Below are 16361 nucleotides of genomic sequence, written 5' to 3'. Positions count from 1 at the left end.
GGTATTACCAAGGGGATTAACATGAGCAAGAATAAACTCTCCCTAACCGACGTATAATAAGAAAAATAAATAATTTTTTCACCTTGAAGTTCGAGGGAAGGGGAGAGAAGTAGGAAAAACCCTTGCACAAGCGCTCTTAGCAAAAACGTCAGTTGAAAGGATGTCAAAAGTATAACGTATCACCAAAAACAGAAAGGAACTACGTTGAGGAACAAGGGTTAGAAAATCCGGAGAAAATGATTGAGGAGACAATAAGAAGATAAATAATCATGTAAAAATGGACAAATGGTTATAGTAAATAGGGGGAACATGATAATTTCGGATACCACAGTCCTAATAAACTTCATCGCTATAATTAAACTCTATATTATAATTTATCCTAACTGAATATGGTAAAAACAACAATGCTTTTTGTACAATGGCAAAAATTTCACTTATGACTAGACGAAGTTTTATAATCTTATAATTCTCATATTTAAGCGTAGGCTATGAGCAAAGACAACCTCGCAGAAGAAGTAACAATTAAAGTTGAAAAGTGGATTGAAAGAGTAATAGTAGCACTACTTAATTCATTGCTGATTTACCTGATTCTTTTACATTTCGGCCTAACTAACTATATATATCTTGGGATACCTCTTATTGCGATAGTTTCAGGAGCCTTACCTCAAATTATGGCGCCTGCCATGGTCTTATTTATATCAATTCAATACCTTTATCAGAATTTTAATACAACAATTGAGGGATTACTATATGGTGTTATATTTATTATTTTAGTGTTCTTAGTACCTCTCATAGTAGAAGTAAAATTTAACACTGTTCAAGGTTTTATTACAGCCCTAGCTATTTTTAGTATACCTCTAACTCCTTTTCTCTTATTATCTGGTATATCTGAGAAAAAACAGAGCATAATAAACCTCGTTTCTTCAATACCTTTCATTTACCTAGCATTAAAAGATATAAATCCAAATAGTATAGATATAACTTCACCACTAATTTATTCCATAATTAGTATAGCTCTCCTATTCATAGCTTCTATTATATTTGGGCTAAGGAACTATTTCAGCATTGTAGGAATAATTCCTAGTATATTTGGTGCTTCACTCTTGCTGAATACTACATACGTTCCTAATCTGACAGTTATAATAATCTCAATAATTGCTTTAGTTATAAATACAATTTTTATATCTGTTGAATTACTATATAAAAATAAAGTTACTCGAGAAAAAGTATCCTTTGAAACTGAAAATTTAAGAGAAGAAATAGAGGATTACCTAACACAACTAGGAAGAATAAAACTAATTAGTGAATTCGAAGAAAATGTAAAAGATATAGTTTCGCAAGGTCAAAACAACTTAATTGCAGCTGAAAAAGAAATTGAGGAATGTAAAGATATAAAATGTATATCAGCTCTAAATGATAAAATAAATAATGAGATTTCAGACATCGAAAAAAGTATAAATGACGTTATTTTCAGTACTGTCGTAGAATATAATAATATAGTTGTTAAACTAAAAAAAGTAGGTATTCTGATGGATGAATTACAGTATCCGAAGGACAAATTTAAATTAAAGGAGGCAGGGATAGATTATATTCAAAGATTAATCTTAGAGATTAATAAGAACGTAGGCTTTGCTCTTAATCAAATAAATACAGCGGTTGAAAACTTAGAGAAAATAACCGGAAAGAAATTTAACAAGTTCTATATAGTCGATTATAGGGCACTTGGTGACATAGTACCTTTATTTTCAGATAAGCAACTTATGAATGAATTGATCTCATGTCATAATGCGGAAATTCAAGTAGTTAGCGTTATAAATATGCCTGGTAATGAACAAAAGAAACTCGAAATATCTAAACGTATAAACGATATTCATCAGGATAATTTTGCTATTCAGGATTTAAACAAACTTTATGAAACGATGAAAGATCTGCTTTCTCTAATAGGGGAATATACTGATTATCTTATTAATGAACTAGAGAAGATTATTAAAAAAGGAAAATTACCATCTATATCATCTTCACTAGAATCATGTAAGACAATTAAAGAAAATCTATCAGAAGATTCAACACTTTGTGATAAGATGTTATTTGTAATGAACCTTTCTGCAAAATTGAACGATGCCTCGGATATAATTAAAAATAAAGAAGCAATAATAGCACTTCTTGAGATATTAGAGGATAATACTGAACTTCTAACTGATAAGCTATATGAAGAGAAATGCATAAGCCTTGAAAACATCGGTATTAATTCTAAGCTTTCAACATACGTGTCAGAGTGGTTTAATGTTAAGGGGACAAAGACAGTTATAAAAGGGGAAAGAATTTGCCTACCTTAATCTCCTTATAATTATCTCTGCATGATCACCCTTAATATCCCCCTTAAATAAATATCGGGGAGCATTACGTAAGAGCTGATGCGTACATAGTATTCTATCGGGATCCGTTATTACTGTTATTGATTCTCCTGGTTTAAGAGATATCAAATACTTTGATAGTTCCATTATGAATTCGTCACACGATTTCCCTCTCAAATCAAGCTGAGTTGACATAAAATGAGATTCGCTGGATAGATTTTAAAAGTATTTATAATATGATTTAGAAATAACCAACTTAAGAAATCTTAACATTTTAAACGAACAAGAGTTATAATGATAAATACCTTTCAGCCTCCTTTGGTGAAATCGCATCCTGTTCTTTCTTAACTTTTTCCCATAACGTATCATAATTAGTTAGCGTGAAAATGTAAATCTTTTTTACTCTTTCAAGTAAATCTTTTTCTGTTAAATTATGAATTCTAAGGCCCACTCTTCCTACAGCCCCTCCTCTGACCATTAACCAATGAGCAAAGGTTTCAAGAGGATATTTCTCCATCACTTCCTTAACGTTTAATTTTATACCATAGAGCCAATAAAGCTCTCTAATAAAATTAGACGAAATATTCCTTATCATACGTTCCTCCCACTTAGATAAGTACTTTTCACCTTCTTTTATCATGATATTTCTTAGATACTCATATGCCTCATCATTATTCTCTACTAAGACTAACCCAGTTACTGCTTTAACGAAATCCTTTTGCGCCATAAACGAGTCAAAGTCTCTGTTAACGTAAATCCAGGCTGTTGCAGCGAAAGAATCCGTTATCCCATACATTAGTTTATCTGCTAAATCTTCCTTGTCTATTCTTTTTTCTACCTTATTTCCAGAAAGTAAACTTGCAAATTCTTCAAAATCTACAGTGCCAGCGTAGATAAGTTTTCCATCAATAAAAACTGATGGGGTCGATATTACTCCTCTCTCTAATGCTATGAACGGATAAAGTTCAGTATCAATTACCTTTACTTTTCCTAACAATCCTTTCTGTTCAAGAAATTCTAATAGAAGACTACATTCAGTACAGTTTTTATGAGTAAATATTTCCACATTCACATTATAGTCTTACTTTTTTCGGGTTAAAGCAATTTACTTTTCCTTTCCACCAAGTAGTCTCATATCTTTTGTCTAAAAGCCATACATTAACTCTATCTGATGGATCTCTAATAGCCCTTCCTATGGCTTGCTTGACTGCTATCACTGCTTGAGTTCTTATTACTAAGTCCGTTATATCAGTTTTAGTTATCCTTTTTATTGCATCGGCCTGCATCTTAAAATAATCGTCTATGGAAGGATAAGGGATGCCTGCTAAAATTACGTCTGAAATTAAGCTCTTCCCTTTATCCGTTATCTCTATTCCTTCAGTCAACTTACCTCTAGCTACTGCAGCAATGAGAGTTTTCTCCTTTAAATTAAGTACTTGTTCTATGTTACTTCTTTCACCTTCAACAAATTTCGGAATTGATAAAAGGCTCATTACATCTTCCATTATGCTATAGCTAGGGAAGACTGAAAGAACGTTTTCTTTAGCCTGGTAATATATCTTAAGAAGATAACTGGCGTATTTCTTCCACATCTCTTTCCCCCTTCTGGAGAAAGCTGAAGTTACATCGGAAGCAATAAAACAATCATGTGTTCCTGTAATTCTTTCCCTTACCTCCTTTTCAACATCCACATAGTATATTTTTCTTGTTATTCCAAGAACTTTTTCAAGATATTCCTTTGGCTGTAATGTACCAGACATCAGTAGAACTGATACTTTCTCGTCATTAAGAAAGGAAGTAAAAACTGAAGATAGGATCTCTTTTTTAACTAAACTACCCTTGTAGGAGAATATTTGCCCCTGCTTTTTGAAAAACTTAAGAATAGAACCGACATAAATCTTTCTTATTTTTTTCTCTTTTACCATCTTATCCCTAATACTCTCATATTCTTCCTCAAAGAGTTCTAATACATCCTCGTCTAACGTTAATGGACTATCTATCTTTATATATTTTTCGTCGGGATACACAAGCTTAGACACTTGGGACTTTAGTTTATCTAAATAACTTTTGACAGTATCATTGCCGGATTGTTTTATTGCACCTTCTATTGTCCCATGAGTTAGTCTGACTTCATCTAGATCATTTACCTTATCCAAATTATGAGCTTCATCTATTATTAAAACATATTGTGAAAGATCAAGACTTAAGGATTCTCTTAACCTAGGGATAAATATATATGGATAGGTCATCGCAATTACTTCAGCTTGTTCCATCGAAGAAAATAGCGAATAATAAGGACAAAATCCTTCTTTAATACCATTTTCCTTTAATTTATTCAAAAAACTAAACGGTGGTTGATCCACATATACATTTGTTGAGGTGAATAATTCACAATATTTACAATTTATATCTTCAGGATCAACATCTTCTGAGGCTAAAGGGCAAGCAGTAGTTTTACCTACAATGAAGCTAAACCTTCTACCTAGTCTAACTGTCTCTCTATATGCAGGGTAAATCTCGTTTTGAGTTCTAACAAGATATAGTACTTTATCCTTAACTTCTAGAGAAACAAGAATTGAAAAGAGAGACTTACCACTTCCTGTAGGCGCTTGTAAGGCTACTAAAAATCCTTCTTTTAATTGTACCTTTACTTTATCTTTTAACTTTGCTTGCCAATTCCTTAAATCCACTCTTCGTTCTTTACAAGTATTTCATCTAACATAATATAAGTTACGAATTCTTTTTCCGCTAGACTTACAACGTCTTTAGCCTTTCCCCTCACTTTTATGGTTTGCATAAAATTAAAGGTCTTTTCTACTTTGACATCACCAACTTGCTTAATAATATCCTCTGAGGGTGGAGAATTAAGGATAACAGTAGCTAAAATCTCTGTACTAGGAGAACTATTAGCGATTTCCATAATTCTATAGTCAACCTTTGATTTGTAAACTTCTTTTATACTTGACATTCTGAATACCACTAATATATGTAACTGTTTTAACATTATAAAATCTTATCTTCAAATGGCTTATGTAACTGAGGAAGAATTATAACTTAGTTAATAACTAAGTTATATACGTAAAACATTAGTTTTCTCTAAAATAGTAAGAGCTAGAAACATAAAAATAATATTTTCTATTAATATTAAAAAAATAAAGATATAAAAAACAATCAATCTAATGTCGTGCCAAATGAATGCTAAGATTTAGGACTTTATGGAAAAGAGTCAAGAGTACCCCCTCCCACGGAGGGATGAATTGACGCGAATTTATAAGCTATTTTTAATTTGATATCTGCGTCCACTGTAGCATTCCGGTTTGGATCTTATGCGGATGGAAAACATTAAGGATGTTAAAAGCCTGGCCAGTTTGCGCGTGAGATGTATAATACATTAACGTGGGTATCATTCTACTTCTATAAACGAGGTGAAAAGGGATTAAGCAAGACAGAACTAAAACAGATAGCTCTACACCTGAGAGAAACAGTAGAATGAATGTCAAAAACTTTTCTCTCAAGTAGCGCAAGCTGTTGCTGAGTGTTTTTCATGAATCACTAGAAAGGTTCCTAGAGAGATAAGCGAATTTTCCAGAGGAAAATACTCTGGGTAAGTTTTACTCTCTAGTTTACACCCGTAAAGCGGTTGGAAATTTAAAGACAAAAAGAAAGTTAAATATCCTTCACCTATCTCATCTAGGTGACTTCAAAGTTAGAGTGAACAGAGACATTTTAATAAACAAACGCTTTGGTAGTGATGTTGGTGTGTATAGACTACTCACAAAATCAATAATTACGTGGAAAACCATGGAAGGCATGAGAAACTATCAGAAAGTTGAAGATACTTCACAAATCACTACCTAGGAAAGTTAAGGGATCTAAAAACTTTGAGAAAGCGAAAGTAAAAATAACCAGGACTTTTGAATCAAGTTAGCTTCCTTCGTGACTTAACTTCGAGATAGGGAAGTATAACGCTAAGAACTATAACACGTTGGCTATGGAGAATATAAAAAGTTAAGTAAAAACTTGTTTCACGTTCTATAAGTCTCTTTTACCTTCACTTACTGACATCGGTTTTTACGAGATGAGGAGATATTCACTTGATAGATGAAGAATGGGAAGAGGTGAAATTGGTTAATCCTGCAACTACTCTAGAACTTATTCACGTTGTGGTTACATGGAAAAATGAAATTCCTCTTTCGCAGAGGACTTTCGTCTGTAAAAGGTGCTGTTATAACGCCTGACCGTTTTCTATTTGGTTTTCTAAACGTTTTTCCGCGGTAGTGGGAGTCACATTAGATCCTGTGAAGTTGACCCCTTGACCTTGACCAAGGCAAGAATTAACGATGAAGTAGAAGCCCAGACATTTATGTTAGGGTAATTCATAATAGAATTTTTTATCCGTGTATATATCTCTCCTTAATTGGGATATCCATTGATTGCGATAGCTAAACCAGAAATGAAGCCAGGGGAAAAGAAAAAGATCAAAACAGAAGAGGGGGAAGTTTTACTCATATATCTCGGTGGAGATAAATATATTGCGACTGAAGCAAAATGTCCACATTTAGGTTGTGATTTGGAAAAATATGGAGTCCTAATAAGAGAAGAGATTGTATGTCAATGTCACTTCTCTCACTTTTCCATTTTAGATGGAAAACCAATAAAGGGTGCCTCAAAGAAATCACTAAAAATCTTTAAGGTAATTACAGATGGAAATTTATTAAAAATCACTTCGAGTTAAATATACATGATAGAATTCTATTAACTGTGCAATAATCCATCTGACCTGGAGCAGTTGATTCTCCTGCATGGGCATAAATTAGTTTCGAGTTCAACAACGAAAAGGCTATCCTTTCTATTGGATCTACACCCATTGGAACTATTGTAACATTATCAAAACTTGAGACCTTACCTAAAAATTCCCTATAGTTATCTTTACCTGTTATTGCTACCTTTACTGTAAAAGCGTCTTTACTGTATTTTTCCAAGATTTCCTTTACCTCTTGGAAATTAGGCACTGTATTAAAGTAGTGTACAGAAACTACTTTTCCCTTATAGTTAACATTATTCCTCTTTAAGAAAGATGCCTCAACATCATAAAGTACTCCTAGTTCATCAAGCGATCTTAAAATTTTCCTTTTCAACTCGTCGCTAATGGGATTTACACCTCCTTCATTTTTATCTCTAATTGTTACCAACAATTTCCTTAAATGCCCTTTAATGAAATCAGTATCAACATACGGTTCATTCATATAGTCTAGTCTTAACTCTACTAAATCAGAATTTATTTGATCAACCTTACTGAAATCCGCCCTTGTCCTAATAGGCAAAGAAGCTACTACTAAAGGCTTCATGCAATGTTTATTTTGCCTCCAAGCATTATTAAGTCTTCCCAGAACTTTGGATTGCTTTTGTTCACACATTCAGCTTTTTCTATCTCCCCACCGCTAAGTAGCGAAAGATCTCCTCCCATCATAGCTATCCTATGATCTTTTGGACAAACTATAGAAGCAAACTGGGGCTTTCCACCGTGTACTATGATAGATTCCTTATAGGAAGCGCAAATGTTAAATGATTTAAGAGTTGAAATAATAGTAGATATTCTATCGCTTTCCTTTATTCTAAGTCTTTCAACTCCTTTAAGTTCTGATACACCTTTAGCAATTGAAGCTATTGTAGCTATTGATGGAGCAAGATCGGGAGCATCATTAACGTCAACCGTTACCGGATAATATATCGGACTGGATTCAATAATCCATGAGCCACTATAGAAACTCTTGGCATTCATTTTTGAAAGAATCTTAACAATGCTATGATCTCCAAAGTAGTTAGGAGGTTCATAAAGCCCTGTTATTTCTAATTTTCCTCCAGTTAACAAAGATGCTATAGCATAAAACGATGCTAAGGCAAAATCTCCTGGAACATACCCATTGTACTGTTCAAGGTTTCCTGGATTTACGTATATAATGTTATCTTCCATTTTTACGTCTGAACCTAGTTTATTGAATACATCAATTGTCATTCTTATATAACTTGTCGAAGATAGTGGTGGGTTTATCTTTATCATGCCTCCACCTAGAATATGGTAGGCATATATTAGACCAGAAATATATTGACTACTTTCCCATCCATCTATTTCTATTTCTTTTTCAAGCTTTCCCTCTAAAGTAAGAGGGAGTGAAGTGGAGGAGAACTTTACTCCCTTTAATGCTTTAAATATTGTTACGAGAGGTCTTCTCCTAAGTGTTTCGTCTCCATCAAGAGTAACCTTCTTTCCTAATGCTGAAACTATTGGAATTAACATCCTCAACGCGGTAGCTGAACCGCCAAGATATATGTAATCTCTCCCTTGTTTAATCGCGTTGACTGCCTCAAGTGCAACCTTAATATCATCTGAAGGGTTTTCAATCTTTATATTAACTTTAGTCAGAAGCGATAAGAATATCAGTCTTATCCCTATGCTCTTGGAAGGAGGAGCCTTTATTTTGCCCTCAATTAAGGAAGGATGAACTTTAACCTTCAAGGGTAACTGCCCTAGTTACAATCACTTTACCCATGGTATTTAATACTTCTATTACAGGTCCTTCATCTCCCTCCTTAGTAACTGCAAAATAAGAAGGGCCATTTCCAGAGATTCCAGCAGCAAGAGCTCCTTTTCTCAACAACTCATCAACTATATTCATTGAATATCCTAGTATTTCTCCTACAGCGATTCCATTTAACCTCATTGCTTTCAATGGATCATTTAAGGATATTCTAAAGAACTCCCTAAAAAGGGTTGAATAATTCCTGAATGCCCACGGATTAAAATTAGGCCTATTCCCTTGAGGCAAGACTAAAATAGCTATATCCTTTGGTGGATTAGCCTTTCCTATAACTTCAAATCCCTTATTATACGTATATGAAATACCGCCAAAGTATGAGGATATTGCATCATCTAGTGCACCCGTAAATGAGACTCCTGCCTTTATTGAGAGTATTGCAGACATCTTTGGAATATCAATCTGTATATCATATTTTTTGCTAACTTCTGCAAGCAAGGCAACAGAGACTGCGCTACTTCCCTTAAGTCCACTCTTCTGAGGTATCTCAGAATTAATCTTTACGTCAAAATTAATACCATATTTCTCATTAATAAATCTAACAATTTCCTTAATTAATGAACTATCTCCTTTATATTTTCCTGGTTCTATAGACACATCTACCTTAAGATCTATTGCCATCGAAGAACCGTACCATGAGGGTAACGCATTAACTACCGAGATTCCGCCGTATGCCCGCATACTTTAACATACCTCTCCCAACGTTCTTGAATGCCGGTAGCTTGTTCTCTGCTTAACTTTACTAACGGAATAATACCTGACCTCATTGAATGATCGACTAATACTAAGGCAGCCATTGCTTCAGCTACAGACACTCCCCTTATAGCGACAGCAGGATCATGTCTTCCTATAACAGAAATAGTAGTTTCTTCCCCAGTCCTTAAATCAACAGTTTTCTGCAGTTTCCTTATAGAGCTAGTTGGCTTAAACGCGCATCTAAAGACTATTGGCTCACCATTCGTTATTCCTCCTAGAATTCCTCCAGATTTGTTTTCCTTCCATCCTAACCTACCTTCCTTATTCACTATTTCATCATTAGTCTCGCTTCCCTTCATTTCGGCAGCCTTAAAACCTAACCCATATTCAAAACCAACAACTGCTGGTATAGAAAGTATAGCTTTAGCTAAATCTGCCTTAATTTTATCAAAGACTGGCTCACCAATTCCGATAGGAGGATTATTGACAACTACTTCCGCAATACCTCCATAGCTATCTCCTTCAATTGTTGCCTGTTTTATAAGTTCTTTGAATTTCTCTTCCAAGTTAGGTGTACTAGCTCTTACCAAACTATATTTAGAGCAAAGTATTGAGTTAAAATCTACTTTTTCTTCTAGTTTAATTGGGCCAAGAGCTATAAGATGCCCACCGACTAGTGTGTCGGAAATCATTAGTAGCTTCTTAGCTATAGCTGCAGCTGCTACTCTTCCTACAGTCTCTCTTGCACTTGATCTCCCACCCCCTCTATAATCCCAGTTCTCATAACCAAAACGCATAATAAATGGAAGGTCAGCATGTCCAGGCCTTGGCTTGTACTTAATTTCTTCATATAAAGAAGATATTACATCAGAATTTCTCACTACTACTGCAATTGGAGATCCTGTTGTCTTACCCTCAAACACTCCACTTAAGATCTCTGGTTCATCTTTTTCTCTCCTACCTGAAACTAAAGATCTTCCAGGCCTTCTAAACGATAGTTCAAACTTTATATCATCCGTTGTAAGTGGCAACCCTGCAGGGACTCCGTCAATTATTACCCCTACTGCAGGACCATGACTTTCCCCAAATGTGGTTACCCTAAATAAGTTACCGAACGAGTTTCCTGGCATATAAGTAATTCACCACTTCCTCTTCGTTTATTGACTTTCCAAACCAAATCTTTTCTGCTTCAATAGCCTGAGATACTAAAATTCTTAGTCCGTCGATGGTCTTCAGGCCTCTTTCCATAGCCATTTTCAAAAATGGAGTAATAACAGGGTGATACACGAAGTCCAATGCAATTTCTCCTTTTATACACTCGCTAGGAAATGAAGAAGGATCTGGAGTCGCATTGACCACAAGATCAAATTTTAAGTCACAACCCTTAACTACGGTTGCATCGTATCCCAACCTCGTTAATGAGCTAACTAAATTCCTAGCTTTATCTACCGTCCTATTTATGATATATATTTTCCCTCCAAGACTACCTATAGCATAAGATGCTGCCTTAGCTGCACCTCCTGCACCAAGAACTAACGCATCTACTTTACCTCTAGATAACTCTAAAATTAGCTTCCTTACCGCAATATAGTCAGTATTATACCCTCTTTCCTTATATACAGTATTCACGGCACCTATTTCTTCTGAACTCTTGTCCAAACTGTTTAAGTGCGGAATTATCTTTTCTTTGTAAGGTATAGTGATGTTAATTCCCTCACTAACCTCTAGGATTCCTTCTATCCCTTTGTCGAATTTATCTTGGTCTTTTATATCAAACGCTAAGTATACTCCGTTTATTCCCATTTTCTCGAAGGCAAAATTGTGTATTGCTGGAGAAAGAGTATAACTAATGTTTTTTCCAACTATTGCAAAGAGTTTTGTTTTGTAATCTATAAACATTGAGATACAAACCCCATTAGAGTGTCTAGAGGTACATCGACAGCTTTCCACTCTCCTATTCTAGTAGGAAAAGGCATCATAACTTTGCTTCCTCTAATCTTTTTATCATGTTGAATTGAAGAAATGGCAATTTCCTTAGAAACTGGAAATCCAAGTCTATCCACAGATAATGGAAGTCCATAGAGTTGAAGCAACCAGATTGTATCTTCTACTACTCCTTCTTCTGAGTATCCCATTTCTTCAGCGATCTTGGACTCACACACCATACCTACAGATATTGCATGACCGTGGGGAATCTTAAAACCAGAACCGGCTTCTATCGCATGACCTACTGTATGCCCGAAGTTTAGAACTATCCTAATTCCCTTTGTCTCCCTTTCATCCTGCTTTACAATGGTTAACTTGTCCTTTATAGACTTATATATAATCTCCTCCATTGCAACTGGTTCCTTAGATAAGATTTCGTTCTCATGAATAGAAAGATAGTCGTAAAGTTCCTTATCTAGGACTATCCCGTACTTTATCACTTCAGCTAATCCCTTTCTAATCTCTTCCTTAGGTAAGGTCTCAAGAAAGCCTAAATCGGCTAGTATAGTTGACGGCTGATAAAAAGTACCTAATACGTTTTTTATTCCCGAAAAATTAACACCGTTTTTACCCCCAATGCCTGCATCTACCATTCCTAATAACGTCGTAGGAACATTAACTAGGTTTAGTCCTCTCATGTAGATTGACGAGGCAAAGCCTACCATATCTAATACGGTTCCTCCTCCTACTGCAATAACGTAATCTCCTCTATCAAATCCGGCTTCAAATAATTTTTTTACTAATACTAAAACATTGTTTATATCCTTTGTCTCTTCTCCATCTTCAACCGGCAATACTAAATCGGCCTTAGGATTTAATCTAAGATTTTTTGAGTATATTACAGCTATCTTTTTCCCATGAATAGATGATAAGAAATCCTCTATTCTTTCTCCGATTATTACATTTACTGAAGAGCAACATATATTCTCCGATAAATTTCTCATACTGACCTACCTATAGCAGACGCTAAGGCTTTTATTCTCTCCATAAGTAGTGCAAATGACTCTGGGGTTAATTGCTGTTCAGAATCACTTAATGCTTTTTCAGGATTTGGATGAACCTCAATGAGTAGCATATCGGCTCCAGCTGCAACTGAAGCTAATGCAAGAGAATGAACTAACTCTCTTTTACCTGCAGGATGACTCGGATCCGCACACATTGGTAAATGCGTCATGAGCTTAGCTGCGATCATCCCACCTACGTCAAGGGTAAACCTTGTTGCTTTCTCAAAAGTTCTTATTCCTCTTTCACAAAGCACTACATTTCCATCTCCTTCAGAGAGAAGATATTCTGCACTTTGCAACCATTCATCTACAGTATTTGCTAGTCCTCTTTTAAGAAGGACCGGCTTTCCAAGCTTTCCTACTTCTTTAAGCAAACTAAAGTTCTGAGCGTTTCTGGCTCCTATCTGTATCATGTCAACATAATTTCTGAATAGTTCTATATCTTTAGTATCCATTATCTCAGTAACTATAGGAAGACCAACTTCGTCTCCGGCTTTTCTCAAAAGCTTAACTCCTTTCTCTCCTAATCCTTGGAAGGAATACGGATTAGTTCTGGGCTTATACGCTCCTCCTCTAAGAATGGAGGCTCCAGAACTTTTTATAGCTTTAGCATCTGTTATAACTTGTTCCTCATTTTCGATCGCACATGGTCCAGCTGCCACAACAATCTTATCTCCACCTATTTCGACATCTCCAACTCTAACTCGTGTGGGTTCTTTCTTCCACTTGTTACTAACTAATGGATATGGTTCCTTTACTTTTACCTTGATTTCTATTGCTGGATCGTCTATTGTTTCTGTTTCAGTGTCTGGCCATGCTAGGATTACTTCTTTACCGTAGAGATTTAGCTTTTTATATGATGCTGAGGAGCTATTTAACTTTTCTAGAAGAAGAGAGTCGTTACCCTTTACCACGAATAGAATCATTTTTATCTCCCTTTAATTCAGAGAAAAGGTTATTTAATTCTACCAATCCAGTATCTCTCGCCATCTGTGAATATGGATTTGTTTTCTGTATCTCAAGAACCACGCCCTTTATACTGTTTAATCTTTCTATTAGCCGTAGTACTTCCTTGAAATTAGTAGTCTTGAATTTCTCATAGTCTATTCCAAGCTCTTTAGATAGTTTCTCTATTCCTAAGCTTAATGCCAAAAGGTAGAAATGGGGTAAAACTTGAGCTACTGCCATAGCTTTGTCATGCTCGTCTACCGTAGATCTCACTGGAACTAATCCAAGATCTTCAACAAAACTTTCTACTTTTGAAATGCATTCATTAGATGAAGTTCTTGAAGGAATAATCACAACCTTTTCGCCTACAGGAAAAAGATAAGGACCAAAAAGGGGATGCAAAGATACGTAGGAAAAGCCATATTTTATTGATTGTTCTTCAATCCTACCAAAAGTGCCACTTTTTGTTGATGATATATCGCTTATTATTTTTCCTTTTGCATAAGACATCAATTTATTGGAAAAATCCGAAAAGATTGCGTTTGGAGGCAAAGTAAAAATAATGAAGTCTCCCCAATTTATAGCATTTTGCGGATCCATATAGACAAGATTAAATTCGTTAACTAGTCTCTCTGCCTTATCCTTATCCCTTCCAGTTATTACTACCTCTTGTTTTGCTAAGCTTAAAAGGGAGGAAAGGGATTTAGCCATCCCACCATAACCTATAACAACAACTCTCCTCTTCTCTTTGGGATATATTTGAAATGTCTTAGAATAAGAGAAGAGAAGGTTGAGAATAGAGTCTATAAAGGGCTCAGGAAAACCTAACTGTTTAGCTTTCTGCAACCACTTTTCTCTAACAATTATTTCCCTTTCTTCATTCGTAATAGGTAGCCCTCTTTCTTTTTTTATTTTCCCAATTTGTGAAGAAATCTGAAATCTAGAAAATAAAAGTCTTATTATACTTTCGTCTATTTCATCTATCTTTTTCCTTAAATCCTCTATTTCATTCATCTGATCAACTCTAAAACTAGACTCTCTATCGACTTAGGAGTTAGTCCAAAATAATCTAGTAAATCTCTTTGGCTTCTTGCAGATCTACCATATCCTGTTGCACCTAAAAACCTCATTGGTACTGGATACTTCTTTACTACGACCTCAGATATAGCTGAACCTATTCCTCCATATATGCTGTGTTCTTCAACTGTAACTATTCTACCAGTTTTTCTTGCATAATATTCTATTGCTTGCTCATCTATTGGCTTGATAGTACTAACATTGATAACAGCTGCCGAAATTCCCATCTTTTCTAATTCTTCTGCAGCCTTCAATGCATCCCAAAGGAGAACTCCGGCTCCCATAATTGCTATGTCATCTCCTTCTCTTAGAACAGTAGCCTTACCGATCTGAAAGTTATAGTCCATGGAGGAAGTAATAGGAGGAGAGTAATCTCTGCCTATCCTATAGTATAAAGGACCTTGAAGTTTAAGTACCTCTGGCAAACTTCTCTCTACCTCTGCTGCATCAGCTGGAACTACTACAGTCATATTAGGTAAAACTCTCATAAGAGCTATATCCTCTAATGCTTGGTGGCTAGAACCATCTCCACTATCGCTGTAACCGGAATGTGTGACCATTATCTTTACGTTGACATTCATTCTAGCTATTGTATTTCTTATTTGTTCCCAGGCTCTCATAGCAAACATGGCGAAGTCAACAACTACTGGTTTTTTACCTACAGTTGCAAGTCCGGCGGCAAAGTTAACCATATCTTGTTCTGAAATCCCTACATTGAAGTATCTATCGGGATGTTTCTCCTTAAAGTAGGATGCTCTACTAGAATCTCCAACATCAGCTGTAATCACTATGATATTTTTGTCGTCTTCTCCTAGCTTGGTAAGAGTCTTACCAAAAGCTTCACGAGCTGAAGAGAAACTCCCTCGTAACATCTGGCGTCGCCCTTTGCTTCTTTGAGTTTTCTATAGGTGTAAATCCTTTTCCTCTTAAGGTTTTAGCGAATATTACTGCTGGTTTTTTTGCCTTTTGAGCTTCCTCCACTGCATTAATTATACTTAAGATATCATGGCCATCGCAAGAGAAAGTTCTCCAACCTACTGCTCTCCATACTTCTTCTAGAAACTCTTTAGGCTTTACATTACTAGTGCTGTCATCTAATTGGTATCCGTTAATTTCTATGAATGCGATAAGATTATCTAGTTTTCTAGCAATTGCGTGAGTCATCGCTTCCCAAATCTCTCCCTCATCCTGTTCTCCATCCCCCATCATAACAAACACTCTTCCGCTTCCTCCTGCCATCTTTATACCTGTAGCCACTCCGATACCGAAACTTAGACCCTGGCCTAAGCTTCCGGTAGACATATCAACACCAGGGATAAAGATCTCTGGATGACCTTGTAACAGACCGTCTATTGACTGTATCTTCCACAGCTCATCTTCCTTAATCAATCCTTTTTCATGTAGAACAGAGTAAAGAGCTGGAGCTGCATGACCTTTGCTTAAGATTAACCAGTCTTTGTTTATCTTGTCCTGACTATCTCTTATATACCTAAACAATAGCACAGTCAAAATATCTATACTGCTTAATGAAGAACCTACATGTACAGATTGATCATAGAACTGCATCTTAATTACGTTTTTCCTAGCCCTTTCAGCTATTGCTTTCATTTTATTTAACTCATCTATTGATATTGGAATTCCATCACGCTCACCCATTGGTGGGACATCAAAACCCCCAAAAATAGCTAATTTCTTATTTT

General features: G+C 35.5%; 18 protein-coding genes and 1 pseudogene. 5 read left to right on the top strand and 14 right to left on the bottom strand.

Annotation, left to right across the window (positions count from 1 at the left end):
* Positions 1-97: 97 nt before the first annotated feature.
* Both CM19_RS13455 and CM19_RS05890 read left to right on the top strand, forming a co-directional pair.
* Positions 98-248: pseudogene (locus CM19_RS13455) on the top strand (DUF4322 domain-containing protein); the annotation flags it as partial.
* A gap of 240 nt (positions 249-488) precedes the next feature.
* The gene (locus CM19_RS05890) at positions 489-2336 is read left to right on the top strand and encodes a hypothetical protein (RefSeq protein ID WP_048099493.1); all 1848 of its coding nucleotides are present in this window, start codon (positions 489-491) and stop codon (positions 2334-2336) included.
* Here the strand turns inward: CM19_RS05890 and CM19_RS05885 are convergent.
* The 4 genes from CM19_RS05885 to CM19_RS05870 form a co-directional block, all read right to left on the bottom strand.
* Positions 2328-2549, bottom strand: a complete 222-nt coding sequence (locus CM19_RS05885; protein ID WP_048099492.1) for a sulfurtransferase TusA family protein — start codon at positions 2547-2549, stop codon at positions 2328-2330. The two genes, CM19_RS05890 and CM19_RS05885, sit on opposite strands and share 9 nt — an antisense overlap.
* 94 nt (positions 2550-2643) lie before the next feature.
* Positions 2644-3426 (bottom strand): thioredoxin family protein, encoded by a 783-nt coding sequence (locus CM19_RS05880; protein ID WP_048099491.1) that lies wholly within the window; start codon positions 3424-3426, stop codon positions 2644-2646.
* 1 nt (position 3427) lies between these two features.
* Positions 3428-5044 (bottom strand): helicase C-terminal domain-containing protein, encoded by a 1617-nt coding sequence (locus CM19_RS05875; RefSeq protein ID WP_048099490.1) that lies wholly within the window; start codon positions 5042-5044, stop codon positions 3428-3430.
* Positions 5035-5322 (bottom strand): hypothetical protein, encoded by a 288-nt coding sequence (locus CM19_RS05870; RefSeq protein WP_048099644.1) that lies wholly within the window; start codon positions 5320-5322, stop codon positions 5035-5037. Before CM19_RS05870 ends, CM19_RS05875 begins: the two co-directional genes overlap by 10 nt.
* A 743-nt stretch (positions 5323-6065) precedes the next feature.
* Between CM19_RS05870 and CM19_RS13090 the strand changes: the two genes are divergently transcribed.
* From CM19_RS13090 to CM19_RS05865, 3 genes are all read left to right on the top strand, one after another.
* Positions 6066-6212: a hypothetical protein gene (locus CM19_RS13090; protein WP_160164871.1), complete on the top strand. Its 147-nt coding sequence runs from the start codon at positions 6066-6068 to the stop codon at positions 6210-6212.
* 236 nt (positions 6213-6448) lie between these two features.
* Entirely contained in the window at positions 6449-6592 is a 144-nt protein-coding gene (locus tag CM19_RS13085) for a hypothetical protein (protein WP_160164870.1), read from the top strand.
* Positions 6593-6807: 215 nt separating this feature from the next.
* Entirely contained in the window at positions 6808-7089 is a 282-nt protein-coding gene (locus CM19_RS05865; RefSeq protein ID WP_171714783.1) for a Rieske (2Fe-2S) protein, read from the top strand.
* On the opposite strand, the gene CM19_RS05860 is transcribed toward CM19_RS05865, so the two are convergent.
* Genes CM19_RS05860 through CM19_RS05815 form a run of 10 tightly spaced genes read right to left on the bottom strand, consistent with a single transcriptional unit; the run spans position 7076 to position 16317 of the window.
* Positions 7076-7702, bottom strand: coding sequence for a type I 3-dehydroquinate dehydratase (locus tag CM19_RS05860; protein WP_048099489.1), 627 nt, complete (start codon positions 7700-7702; stop codon positions 7076-7078). The two genes, CM19_RS05865 and CM19_RS05860, sit on opposite strands and share 14 nt — an antisense overlap.
* Positions 7699-8871, bottom strand: a complete 1173-nt coding sequence (locus tag CM19_RS05855) for a 3-phosphoshikimate 1-carboxyvinyltransferase (protein WP_048099488.1) — start codon at positions 8869-8871, stop codon at positions 7699-7701. Before CM19_RS05855 ends, CM19_RS05860 begins: the two co-directional genes overlap by 4 nt.
* Positions 8861-9631, bottom strand: a complete 771-nt coding sequence (locus CM19_RS05850; protein ID WP_048099487.1) for a shikimate kinase — start codon at positions 9629-9631, stop codon at positions 8861-8863. Before CM19_RS05850 ends, CM19_RS05855 begins: the two co-directional genes overlap by 11 nt.
* Complete coding sequence (gene aroC / locus CM19_RS05845; protein WP_048099486.1) at positions 9604-10776, bottom strand: chorismate synthase; 1173 nt, start codon at positions 10774-10776, stop codon at positions 9604-9606. The genes CM19_RS05850 and aroC overlap by 28 nt, the downstream gene beginning before the upstream one ends.
* Entirely contained in the window at positions 10754-11545 is a 792-nt protein-coding gene (locus tag CM19_RS05840; protein ID WP_048099485.1) for a shikimate dehydrogenase family protein, read from the bottom strand. The genes aroC and CM19_RS05840 overlap by 23 nt, the downstream gene beginning before the upstream one ends.
* Positions 11536-12576 carry a 3-dehydroquinate synthase gene (aroB, locus tag CM19_RS05835; RefSeq protein WP_048099484.1) on the bottom strand — a complete coding sequence of 347 codons (1041 nt, stop codon included), beginning with the start codon at positions 12574-12576 and terminating at the stop codon, positions 11536-11538. Before aroB ends, CM19_RS05840 begins: the two co-directional genes overlap by 10 nt.
* Positions 12573-13562: a 3-deoxy-7-phosphoheptulonate synthase gene (aroF, locus tag CM19_RS05830; protein ID WP_048099483.1), complete on the bottom strand. Its 990-nt coding sequence runs from the start codon at positions 13560-13562 to the stop codon at positions 12573-12575. Before aroF ends, aroB begins: the two co-directional genes overlap by 4 nt.
* Positions 13537-14598: a chorismate mutase gene (locus CM19_RS05825; RefSeq protein ID WP_048099482.1), complete on the bottom strand. Its 1062-nt coding sequence runs from the start codon at positions 14596-14598 to the stop codon at positions 13537-13539. The genes aroF and CM19_RS05825 overlap by 26 nt, the downstream gene beginning before the upstream one ends.
* Entirely contained in the window at positions 14595-15533 is a 939-nt protein-coding gene (locus CM19_RS05820; RefSeq protein ID WP_048099481.1) for a transketolase family protein, read from the bottom strand. Before CM19_RS05820 ends, CM19_RS05825 begins: the two co-directional genes overlap by 4 nt.
* Positions 15502-16317 carry a transketolase gene (locus CM19_RS05815; protein ID WP_048099480.1) on the bottom strand — a complete coding sequence of 272 codons (816 nt, stop codon included), beginning with the start codon at positions 16315-16317 and terminating at the stop codon, positions 15502-15504. The genes CM19_RS05820 and CM19_RS05815 overlap by 32 nt, the downstream gene beginning before the upstream one ends.
* Between the last annotated feature and the right edge of the window lie 44 nt (positions 16318-16361).

It is taken from the genome of Candidatus Acidianus copahuensis (assembly GCF_000632495.1).
GTDB lineage: Archaea > Thermoproteota > Thermoprotei_A > Sulfolobales > Sulfolobaceae > Acidianus > Acidianus copahuensis.
The sequence above is the reverse complement of the archived record's forward strand: the minus strand, read 5'-3'. Positions and strand labels throughout refer to the sequence as shown.